Raw genomic sequence first — 11759 nt, 5'->3', positions numbered from 1 at the left:
TTGAAACTCTATCTAAAATTATTATTTTTCTTTGCTAATGACTGCTCAAGGACGAGGATAAGACTCAGGGGCTGAATTTTTTTTATACACTTTCACCAAGTTGTTTTCACGGGTGTTTTCAAAGTAAAAAGTGTTGATTTCAGTGTTTATTTTCAGTGTTTTTATTATTTTTTCTGAATCTTGTAGTTCTTGATTAATATTTTTACTTTTAATAAAAACTTGTTGTGAACCTATTTTTCCTAACTGACAGCTTATTTCTAAAAGTTTCTTTAATTCTGTAACTGCGCGTGCTGTTACTAAATCAAAATATTCCTTTTTGTCTTTTACGTCTTCGGCACGTTTGGTTATTATTTCAATATTTAGATTTAATTTCTGTGATACTTCCTTTAAAAACAAACATCGTTTTTGCATCGGCTCGATTACGCTCAATTTTACTTTATCTTTATTTACTATTAAGTAAGGTACACTAGGAAAACCAGCTCCTGCACCAATATCTGCAAGAGTATAAACTTTATTTTCAGATAAGTCGAAAGCTTTTTCAAGCAGTAAAATTGATTCAATCAAGCCTTCTTTGACTAGTCTTTCATCGGTGAAACCAGTTAAATTCATAACTTGATTTTTTTCTTCAATCATTTCATAATATTGATAAAGTTTATCAATTTGATCGTTGCTTAAGTTGGGTAAATAATTAAGAAAAATCTTCGAAGTTTCCTGTTTTGAAAGCATTATAAATTCCTGTTATTGATTTTCTTTCAATGTTTGATTTTATAACATGAGCCAATAAGAAACCAAGCGAAAGAATTTTGATTTTTTTGAATTTTTTTAAGTGTTCTGTTGCTAGCGAATTAGTGATGATAACTTCGCTAATAACATCATCATTTTCAAACATTTCAAAACCTTTTGAAAATATTCCGTGAGTAGCAGCGACTATAACTTGTTTTGCGCCATTTTCTCTTAAAACATGGGCTGCTTTGATGATTGTTCCACCTGTATCAATAATGTCATCGATGATAACAACATTCTTGTTATTAACATCTCCTAAAACTCCCATTACTTCACTCACATTTGGAGCAGTTCTTCTTTTGTCAACAATTGCAATTTGCACATCATGAGAAATAATTTCTGACAACTGACGTGCACGAACAGCACCACCATGATCAGGGCTAGTAACAGTAAATTTATGCTCGCGTTTTCTTAGTTCTTCAGCAAAAATTAATTGTCCTTTTAAATCATCTAGAGGAATATCAAAAAAACCTTGAATCGATGAGTTGTGCAAGTCAACAGTAATAAGTTTTGTGACTCCAGCAGTTTGTAATAAATCGGCCATTAACTTGGCACTGATTGGTTGTCTTCCGTCTACTTTTCTATCTTGACGTGCATAGCCATAGTAAGTCATAACAACATTAATAGTTTTTGCACTTGCTCTCTTTAGCGAGTCAATAAAAATCAAAATATCCATGTAGTTATCGTTAACTGGTGAACCAGTATTACAAATAACGTAAGTGTTTAAATTTCTTACTGTTATTTCACTAGAAATCATTCTTTCGCCATCGCTAAAGACAGTTTTTTTTGGCTTTTGAACCTCAATATTTAAAATTTGTCCAATTTCTTGAGCTAATTCTCAAGAATTATCCATACCGAAAATAATTGAATCTTTATATATTTTTTCCATTCTTGAACCTTAAGTAATTAATATTTATTTTAACTATTTAAATTTTAATATATTGCTTTGCATTTTCAATCTCTTGAGAGACAAAAAGTAAGTAAAAAGATACAAAAAATGCAGTCAATGACTGCTTTTGAAATATTACTCGAAGATTTTTTGAATCTCTTGTTCAGATAATAATTGAACTTTTCCCTGGCTGAAAATTGTGCCATTTTTTATAGCGATATAATGTTTGAAATATTTTTTAACAAGACTGATATCGTGCATTATTGCCACTATAGTTATATTTTGTTCGCTATGTAATTTTTGCAATTTTTCAACAAAAAGATCACTCATTTTTATATCTAAATTATTTGTCGGTTCATCAATTAAAAAAAGATCTTTTTTCTTTAAAAATAGCTTTGCTAGTTGCAGTCTTTGCTTTTGTCCGCCACTCAATTTAGCAATGGGCTCATATTTTTTGTCTGCTAAATTCAATTCTTTTAAAATTGAATTTATTTTATCAAACCTTTTAGCAGTCAGAAAACTGAAAAAGTACTCACGAGCAATACTTTTTAGCACAGTATCATTTTCGATCAGAATATTTTCTTGTGAAAAATAAGCAATATTTTTTAGCATGTTTTTGCGTTGCTTTTTAGTCATTTTATAAATTGAAATATTTTCAAATTCTATATCTCCACTTACTGACTTTAATTCTTTGAAAATAGCATTTAAAAAAGTGCTTTTTCCTGCTCCTGAAGGTCCAATAATTGCTAAAAAATCACTTTTTTGAATTTCTGTATTTATGTTGTGGAGTTGTGCTGACTTTGAACTAGTATAAGATCCTGAAAAATTAATAAATTTAATCACGTTATTTAATTCCATATTTTCTAATTATACAAGCAATAAAAAATGCCGCCTAAGCGACACATCATTTCATGAATTTTAATTAAGCTGTAAGTCCATATTTTTTCAATGTTCTTGCAGTTTTTGCAGTAACACGATATGTTTTCTTTTGCCCATTTTCTAAGACAGTAACTTTTTGTAAGTTTAGATCAAATCTTCTTTTTGTAGCGTTTAGAGCGTGTGATCTTTTGTTACCGCTTAGAGCTTTTTTACCGGTTAATTGATCTTTTCCTGGCATTTAAAACTCCTTTACGTATAGATTATTCGAATAATATGTATTATTTTAACACAAAAAGGCACTTGTTTTTGTTTTTGAGTCTTTAGGAAGCTTGTTAGGTTATACCTAACAGAAAAAAGGAGGTGTGGTATAATTCTCAAATATGAAAACAGTAGACATCAAAGAACAAATCACTGGAATTGTATCAAGAGTTGTAGGAGTTATAGGCTTTTCGTCGCTTAATTTTGATGAACCTGCAACTACATTAGAAAATGATTTTGACAAAGGAATTGAAATCAACATTAACGAAAATCAAGTAAGCATCAAAATTGCTTTGATAATTCTTTCAAGCGTTAGTGTAAAAGGACTAGCGGATGAAATTAGTCAAAGAATTATCTATCGATTAGAAAAACAAAAAATGAGCTTGCAAAATTTGAATATTTTTATTAGAGGTATTGAATAATGAAGACTATTAACGGAAAAGATTGAAAGTATGCAGTTATATCCGCGGCAAACAATTTAAGTAACAATAAAAACCAAGTAGACGCATTGAATGTTTTCCCTGTTCCTGATGGAGACACTGGAACCAACATGAATGCAACAATCCAAGAAGCGCGAAACGCCTTGATGCAAATAGATGATAGTCAGTGCCAAGAACTTAGTTACGTTGCTAACTTAGTTGCACAAAATATGCTTATGGGTGCTAGAGGAAACTCGGGAGTCATTCTTTCACAAATATTTAGAGGTTTTGCTAACGAATTTAAAAATAAAAAACAAGCCACAGCATCAGAAGTTGTTCAAGCATTTAAATCAGCAAAAGAAACAGCATACAAAGCTGTTTTAAAACCTGTTGAAGGAACAATTTTGACAGTTATTCGTGAAACTAGCGAACAACTTGCTAAAAATGTTTTGGCTTCGGCCGAAATTTCTAATGTCTTTAGCAAAGCTTATGAATACGCTCGTCAAAGTTGTGATAAAACCCCTGAACTATTACCAATTTTAAAAGAAGTTGGAGTTGTTGACTCAGGAGGAGAAGGTCTAGTTAAGATTTTTGAAGGTATTTCAGCATACTTATCTGGAAATCCTGTTGAAGAGAAAGAAAGCACTGACAGCATTAATAAATTTATCAATGACAATGAAGTTTTTGATGGTGAATTTGGTTACTGTACTGAATTTATTGTTGAATTACAAAAACCACATAGTTTCGATAAAAATTACTTGGTTAAAAAATTAGAAAAACATGGAAATTCAATTGTTGTCGTTCAAGATGACTCATATTTAAAAGTCCACGTTCATGCAATTAAACCTGGAAATATTTTAAATTCAGTGCAATCATTGGGTGAGTTTATTAAAATCAAGATTGAAAACATGACTCAACAAGCAAACAAGTCAAAAGAAAATGCTGAAAAAGCCAAAAAAACAACTGAAGATAATGAAAAAATCCAAGTTAAATGTGGATTAATTTCATGCAACTCTGGTGAAGGTATTACAAATTTAATCAAAGAATATGGAGCACACATTGTAATTGAAGGAGGACAAACTAACAACCCTTCAATCCAAGATGTTCTTAAAGCAATAGAAAAAATTCATGCTAAAACTGTCTTCATTCTTCCAAATAATTCAAACATCATTCTTTCAGCACAACAAGCTTCGCAAATTAGTGGTAAGAAAAATATTGTTATTATTCCAACTAAAAACCAAATGGAAGGACTTGCTGCTGCCTTAAACTTTAATGAAGATTCTAGTGCTAAAGATAATGAAGAAAATATGAAAGATGCAGTTCGTTCAGTAAAAACCGCTGAAGTTACTTATGCTGTAAAAGACACTAAATTGAATGGTGTTAAGATTAAAAAAGGTTCATATCTTGCAATTTCAAAGGGCAAAGTAGTTTCAACTCATAAAACGCATAATCAAGCTGCTATTAGTCTTTTTGACTCAATGATTGATGATGATAGCGAAATTGTTAACATTTTCTACGGTCAGGAAGCAAGTGAAGCTGACGCACAAGAATTAAAAAATTACATTCAAACTAATTATGAAATCGAAGTTGAAATCAATGCTGGTGGACAGGCACTTTACCCTTACTACATTAGTGTTGAATAATAAATATGAAAAAAATAGTTTTTGATATTTTAAACAATGATAATGGAAGTTTAGAAGCTTTGAAAGCAGCAAATTCTTTTGCTAATGCGAATCCGCAATTTAAATTAGTTCTATTTGGTGATGAAACAATTTTGAAACAATTAAACAAACCTTTAGCAACAAACATTGAGTTTCATCACTCGCCAATCTTGTTAGAAAAAAGCGATAACCTTCGCGATGTTATTAAAAAGCCTTCATCAATGTTGGATGCCATTAATTACTTAAATAACAGTGATGCACAAGCATTGTTAAGCAGCGGGGATTCCGGTTCGTATTTGGCAATGGCTATGCTAAAAATCAAGAGGCTTCCTAATGTTTCTAGACCCGCTTTTATGCCAATGATACCAAAAGCAATTGACGGGCACTGATTGTTGCTTGATGTTGGTGCAAATTTAGACACAAAACCTGAATATTTGACTCAGTGAGCAAGTGTATCCTCTGAATTTAGTAAAGTACTTTTTAACAACAATAAAGTTCGTGTAGGAATATTGAACATTGGTTCTGAAGACTATAAAGGACCACAATGAGCTAAAGAAGCAAATCAACAAATTAAAACGCTCGAAAAATTAAATTATGAATATGTTGGTTTCGTGGAACCAAAAGATTTATTCAAGGATATTTGTGATGTTGTTATAGTTGATGGTTATGCAGGAAACATGGTTTTGAAAACTATGGAAACAAGTTTTTTAACATTTGGAAGATTGCTAAAAAAAGAAATTACAAAAAACTTTTTCACTAAAATTGGTGCTTTAATTTTGCGTAAACCGTTTTACAAAATCAAAGAAAAATTTGATTATCGGAACGTTGGTTCAGCCTTCATTGTTGGTCTTGATAAGATAGTTTTAAAGTCACACGGAGCGAGTGATGAAAAAGCTTTTTTAGGTGCTTTAAATCAAATTAAATTAGCCTTGGAAAATGACGTGGTAAATAAAATTAAACAAACCATGGAGCAAAATGAATAATTGAACTTTTGAAGAATTTAAAACTAAGGTATCAAATTTGTTGAGTAATTTTGATATTGATGCTAATAAAGTCAAAAATTGAGACAATTTCGTAATATCTTTTACTCATAGCACTTTTGCAAATGAAAATCAATTAAAGCAATCATATGAATACCACGAGTTTTTGGGCGATGCAGTATTACAACTAAAAGTTACTGAGTATATATTCAATCATTTTCAGAGTTTGACTGAAGGAAAAGCAACAACACTTAGAGCTGCCACAGTCAAAACTAATTTCATTGCCGAAATAAGTCACGAGTTAAAATTGTTTGATTTATTGCGTGTCTCAAAAGGAGCAACAGGATTAAAAGATTCTAAGAAAGCTAATGCTGACCTTTTTGAGTCTTTAATCGCTGCAATTTACTTAGAAATCGGATTTGATGGTGTAGAAAAAGTTTTACAAAAAACTATTTATCCTGCTCTTGATAAATTAGTTAAAAAAGAAAATAAAGATCCTAAGTCACTTTTTCAAGAATATATGCAATCTGCTGAGAAAACTATTCACTATGAAACTCTTGCCAATGAGAATGGTTTTATTTCGAAAGTTTTTTGCAATAAAACTGTCTATGGAACGGGTGAAGGTAAGAGTAAAAAAGAAGCTGAAGAAAATGCTGCTCTTCACGCTTTAGAAAGTTTAGGAGTTTAATATGAAATTAATCGAAGTACAAGCACATGGATTTAAATCTTTTGCTGATCGTGTAACTCTAAAATTTGACGGAGGAATTGTTGCTATTGTTGGGCCAAATGGTTCAGGAAAAAGTAATATTAATGATGCTATTCGTTGAGTTCTTGGAGAAACTAGCTCAAAAGCATTACGTGGTGACACAATGAGTGATGTTATTTTTGCTGGTTCTGAGAGTCAAGAACCAATGGAAAGAGCAGAAGTTATTTTAACTTTTGACAACAGTGATAGAGCAGTAAATATTCCACACGATGTCTTCACTATTAGCCGTGTTCTTAACCGTGGAAAAGGTTCAAACGAGTACTACATCAATGGCGAACTAGCAAGAATGAAAGATATTAAAGAGATTGCAATGCAATCTGGTATTTCTAAATCTTCGCTAGCTATTATTAGCCAAGGAACTATTAGCGATGTTGCTGAAGCTACTCCTGAAAGACGAAGAGAATTCTTTGAAGAAGCGGCTGGAACCAGCATGTATAAAACAAGAAAAAAAGAAGCACTAAGTAAGCTTCAAAAGACTGAGGAATCACTGAATGTTATTGCAGCTAAAGTTCAAGAATTAGATAAGCAACTTACTCCACTAAAAAGACAAGCTTCAAAAGCTGAAGAATACATTGAAAAAAGCAACCAATTGAAAGATGTAGAAATCAGTCTTTTAGTTCACGAAATTGACCAAGCACAAAACAAAAATTCAAAAATTCAAAATGAAAACGGAGCAGGTGAAGAAGTTCTTAAACAATTAAGTGACGAAATTAAAGCTTTAGAAAATGAAGCAACAGTTGTCTCAAAAGAAAGAACCAATGTTGATTCCGAAGTTGAAAAATTGCGTTCAGAAATTGAAGAAATTAGTGAACAAATTGTTAATCTAAAACTTCGTGATGCAGGCACAAAACAACAACAAGAATGAATTCTTCAAGGAAAAATTAATGTTTCGAAAGAAGAAGAAATTTCAACACTAAAAGCAAGAATTGAAGAACTTAATGCTAGAATTATCAGCTTTAAACAATTAGAAAAAGATTACAAAGAAAAGTCACAAACAGAATCTTCACAAGCACTTAAATTTAGTGAAAACATATATGAAGTAAAAAACAAAAGATCTGTTGTTTACAAGCAAAGAAGTGATGTGCAAGCAAGAATTAGCAACCTTAAAGATATGAAAGATAATGGTCTAAACTTTGCTCGTGCAACAAAATTAATCTTAGACCACTCACATTTATTTAAAGGTTTTAAAGGAACAGTTGCTCAGCTGTTAGAAGTTCCATCTCAATATGCAACAGCTGTCGAAGTGGTTTTAGCTAATGCACTTCAAAACATTGTTGTTACTGATGACAAAACAGCTGTTGAAGCAATTGAATTCTTGAAGAAAAACAAAGGTGGAAGAACATCATTTATCCCCCTTGCTTCAATTAGTGAAAGAAGTATTCGTGAAGACCATATAAGAGTTGCAAAAACACACCCTGGATTTGTGGGAGTTCTTGCGGATTTTATTAACACTAAACCTGAATTTGATAAATTAAAACGCTTTCTAATGGGACACATCATCCTTGCTAATAACATTGATGAAGCAACAAAAATTTCACAACTTCTTGAAAAAAGATACATGATTGTTACTCTTGAAGGAGATATCATTCGTATTGGTGGGGTTATTACTGGAGGACAAGCACCACAAACTAACAACGTTTTCCAATTAGATGAAAATATCAAAAAACTTGAAGACTTACTACCAAATATTGAAGAAGAAATTACGCGTTTCGAGACTGAAGTACAAGAATTAGAATTACAGTACAACAAACATACTAGTGCTGCTCGCGAATTAATGATTGAAGCAGTTAAAATCAATGAAAACGTGTTAAAAGACACAAAAGAATTTGATGAATTAACAGTTCGTTATGAAGCACTAGCAAAAGAGAAAATACAACTGAATGAAAATATCAATTTCGTTGAGTCAATAGAAATTTTAGCTAGTCAAAAAAGCGCAAAAGAAGCACTTTTAGAAACTACAAAGCAGCACCAAAATGCTGTTAATGCACGTTTAAATCTAATTATTGATAAGAAAACAAAATTAGACAGCAAATATCGTTTTGAAAGCGAGCAATTTAACCGTGTTTCGATTGAAAAAACAAGAAACGAAGCAATTATTCAACAAGCTGCAAGACGTTTAAGTGAACAATATTCTTTAACATTTGAAGTTGCTAAAGAAGAATACTACAACCCAGAAATTGACTATTCAGTATCTAAGAAAATTGTTCTTCAACTACAACAAGAAATCAAAGAGCTAGGTAATGTTAACCTTCAAGCAATCGAGCAAGTAAAAGAAGTTCAAGAACGTTATGACATTCACAAGAAAACTGAAGATGAACTAACTGAAGCAGTAAACAAAATTAATCAAGCTATTGACGAAATGGACAAAATGATCATTGCTAAGATTAAGAACACCGTCAACTTGGTCAATAATGAGTTCAAGTATGTTTTTAACAAGATGTTTGGTGGGGGTATGGCTGAAATTCGTTTTACTGAACCCGATAACCTTCTAGATTCAGGCTTAGACATCATTGCTCAACCACCAGGAAAATCAATCAAAAATTTAAAACTATTTTCAGGGGGAGAAAAAGCGCTAATTGCAATTTCTCTATTATTCTCTATCCTTAAAGCTAAACCGCTGCCACTATGTATTTTGGATGAGGTTGAAGCTGCTCTTGATGAAGCTAACGTTATTCGTTTTGCTGAATTCTTGCACAAACTGAAAGCAGATACTCAATTTATAGTTATTACTCACCGTCAAGGAACAATGGAAAGAGTAGATAGACTGTATGGAGCAACAATGCAAAACCGTGGAATTACTACATTCTTGTCGGTGGCTTTAGAAAAAGCGAAAGAATTAGTTGATGAAGAAAGGAAATAATAATGTCAAAATACGATGCCAATAAACTTAAAATTGACTTCTATGAAGAAATAAACAAAGAGTGAATGGAAAAAACTCAAATCAAGCCTGATCGTACATCTGCCGGTTCATTTGTTGACATCTACGACAAAGTTGAAGAACAGCTAAAAGAGTTATTTTTTAACTGAAAAAATGACGAAAAATCAGTTCCAAATGACTCTAAAATTCAAAATTTTGTTAAGTTTTTTAAAATGTCTTTAGATTGAAACAAGCGTCAAGAACTAGGAATAAAACCAATCTTACCTTTACTTGCTGAAATTGAAAAATTGCACTCATTTAAAGATGTTTTTGAGAATTATCGTTTACTTGTTCTAAAAGGATTGTATGTTCCGGTTGAATTTGATGTAGAAGCAGATTTCAAAAATTCGAAAAAACAAGTTCTATTTGTTTTTCCAAACAGCTTGATTTTGGGTTCAACTAAACCTTACCAAGAAGAAGAAAGAAAAACTAAACTATTAGATGCATATGAAAAAATGGCTATTAAATTGCTTGCTTTTGTTGGCAAAAGCGAACAAGATGCAAAACAAATGGTACAAAAAGCCTTTGCTTTCGACAAAACTTTATTACCTTTATCAATAGAGCCTGAATACGCAGCTGTTTACACTAATTTTTACAATCCAACCGCACTTGAAGAGCTTAAAACTAAATCTTCAAAAGTTAATTTAGCTCAGTTAATTGAACAAACAATTAACAAAAAACCTGAAATGGTTGTTGTTGGATATCCTAAGTTTGTAAATGAAATTGATACATTGTTATCTGATGATAATTTTGAAAATTACAAAGCAAGATTATACATCGCAACATTGGTAAGTTACTCAGCTTATCTTTCTGATGAATTAAGAATTATTGCTGGTGAATTCAGAAGAGCATTTACCGGTTCAAAAGAAGCTGAAAGTCAAGAAAGAATTGCATTACTAAGTTCTTTATCATTCTTCAAAATGCCAGTAGGAACTTACTATGGTTTGCATTTCTTTGGTCCTGAAGCCAAAGCTGACGTTGAGCACTTAACAAAAAGCATGATTGAAATTTACAAAAAACGTCTAGCAAAAAACACTTGATTGTCAAAAGATACAATCAATATGGCACTAAAAAAATTAGATACTATGGAAGTGTCAATTGGGTATCCTGATGAAATTGAATCTTACTATGATTTAATGAAAACTAAAACATATGAAGAGGGTTCAAACTTACTGGAAAACGTTTTAAATTTTGTTGAACTTAAAACAGCGTGAGTATTAAATAATGTAGATAAAGATTCAAACAACAAACTATGATCAATGTCTCCTAGTGAAGTTAATGCTTATTTCAGTCCGACTCAAAATAAAATTGTTTTTCCAGCCGCTATTTTACAAGCTCCTTTCTATTCACTAGAACAAACTAGTTCACAAAATTTTGGTGGAATTGGTGTTGTTATTGCTCACGAAATTAGCCATGCCTTTGATAATAATGGTGCAAATTTCGACGAAAATGGAAACATGGTAAATTGATGAACTGATGAAGATAGAAAAAACTTTGAACAAAAGGCACAGGGAATCATTGCTCAATTTGATGGTGTTGAAACTTTTGCAGGTAAATGTAATGGAAAACTAGTTGTCAGTGAAAACATTGCTGATAATGGTGGAGTTGCTTGTGCATATGAAGCAGCTAAATTAGAAAAAGATTTTAATGCTAAAGAGTTTATGATTAATTATGCAACTATTTGAAGAGCAAAATATTTACTGGAAACTGCTAAAAACTTGCTTCAAACCGATGTTCATGCTCCTACAAAATTAAGAGCAAATATACAACTTGCAAACATGGATGATTTTTACAAAGAATTCGATATTACTGAAGACGATCCAATGTATATGTCTCCAGAAAAAAGAGTCAACATTTGATAATTAGCGAGATAGCCTTTAGGGGCTATTTTTCTTTATGAACAAAAAATTTCACAAAAAATTAAAATTGTGTATAATTATTAAAGCAATAGAAATGGGAGGGTAGCGAAGCGGCCAAACGCGGGTGGCTGTAACCCACTTCCTTACGGTTCGGGGGTTCGAATCCCTCCCCTCCCACCATAAATTGCCCTTTAGCCAAGCGGAAAGGCAGCGGTTTTTGGTACCGCCATGCGTTAGTTCGAATCTAACAAGGGCAGCCATATCATTAACGTGATCAACACTCTCAAATGAGAGTGTTTTTTATTTCTTAATTTCTCAAAAGAAAAATAAAAAAATCACTCATAATGA

General features: G+C 31.8%; 10 protein-coding genes and 2 tRNA genes. 8 read left to right on the top strand and 4 right to left on the bottom strand.

The window, feature by feature from the left end; translation table 4 throughout:
* Nucleotides 1-21 precede the first annotated feature (21 nt).
* From rsmG to rpmB, 4 genes are all read right to left on the bottom strand, one after another.
* Nucleotides 22-726, bottom strand: coding sequence for a 16S rRNA (guanine(527)-N(7))-methyltransferase RsmG (gene rsmG / locus ACWXVT_RS00865; RefSeq protein WP_455967688.1), 705 nt, complete (start codon nt 724-726; stop codon nt 22-24).
* On the bottom strand, nt 689-1672 hold the full coding sequence (locus tag ACWXVT_RS00860) for a ribose-phosphate pyrophosphokinase (protein ID WP_455967687.1): 984 nt from the start codon (nt 1670-1672) through the stop codon (nt 689-691). Before ACWXVT_RS00860 ends, rsmG begins: the two co-directional genes overlap by 38 nt.
* Nucleotides 1673-1807: 135 nt before the next feature.
* Nucleotides 1808-2530 (bottom strand): ATP-binding cassette domain-containing protein, encoded by a 723-nt coding sequence (locus ACWXVT_RS00855; RefSeq protein WP_455967686.1) that lies wholly within the window; start codon nt 2528-2530, stop codon nt 1808-1810.
* A gap of 64 nt (nt 2531-2594) precedes the next feature.
* Entirely contained in the window at nt 2595-2789 is a 195-nt protein-coding gene (gene rpmB, locus ACWXVT_RS00850) for a 50S ribosomal protein L28 (RefSeq protein WP_438341446.1), read from the bottom strand.
* 142 nt (nt 2790-2931) lie between these two features.
* On the opposite strand from rpmB, the gene ACWXVT_RS00845 reads away from it, so the two are divergent.
* From ACWXVT_RS00845 to ACWXVT_RS00810, 8 genes are all read left to right on the top strand, one after another.
* Nucleotides 2932-3231, top strand: a complete 300-nt coding sequence (locus ACWXVT_RS00845) for an Asp23/Gls24 family envelope stress response protein (protein ID WP_438341447.1) — start codon at nt 2932-2934, stop codon at nt 3229-3231.
* Entirely contained in the window at nt 3231-4871 is a 1641-nt protein-coding gene (locus ACWXVT_RS00840; protein ID WP_455967685.1) for a DAK2 domain-containing protein, read from the top strand. Before ACWXVT_RS00845 ends, ACWXVT_RS00840 begins: the two co-directional genes overlap by 1 nt.
* Before the next feature lie 5 nt (nt 4872-4876).
* Nucleotides 4877-5872, top strand: coding sequence for a phosphate acyltransferase PlsX (gene plsX, locus ACWXVT_RS00835; protein WP_438341449.1), 996 nt, complete (start codon nt 4877-4879; stop codon nt 5870-5872).
* Nucleotides 5865-6557 carry a ribonuclease III gene (gene rnc, locus ACWXVT_RS00830; RefSeq protein ID WP_455967684.1) on the top strand — a complete coding sequence of 231 codons (693 nt, stop codon included), beginning with the start codon at nt 5865-5867 and terminating at the stop codon, nt 6555-6557. The genes plsX and rnc overlap by 8 nt, the downstream gene beginning before the upstream one ends.
* 1 nt (nt 6558) lies before the next feature.
* A complete protein-coding gene (locus ACWXVT_RS00825) occupies nt 6559-9495 on the top strand; it encodes an AAA family ATPase (RefSeq protein WP_438341451.1) in 2937 nt (978 codons plus the stop codon).
* Between the two features lie 2 nt (nt 9496-9497).
* Complete coding sequence (locus ACWXVT_RS00820; RefSeq protein ID WP_455967683.1) at nt 9498-11414, top strand: M13 family metallopeptidase; 1917 nt, start codon at nt 9498-9500, stop codon at nt 11412-11414.
* 93 nt (nt 11415-11507) lie between these two features.
* Nucleotides 11508-11591, top strand: a tRNA-Tyr gene (locus ACWXVT_RS00815).
* A gap of 5 nt (nt 11592-11596) precedes the next feature.
* Nucleotides 11597-11671, top strand: a tRNA-Gln gene (locus ACWXVT_RS00810).
* Nucleotides 11672-11759 lie beyond the last annotated feature (88 nt).

The organism is Mycoplasma sp. 1573 (genome assembly GCF_053851775.1).
This window is presented reverse-complemented; position numbering and strand designations above follow the sequence as displayed.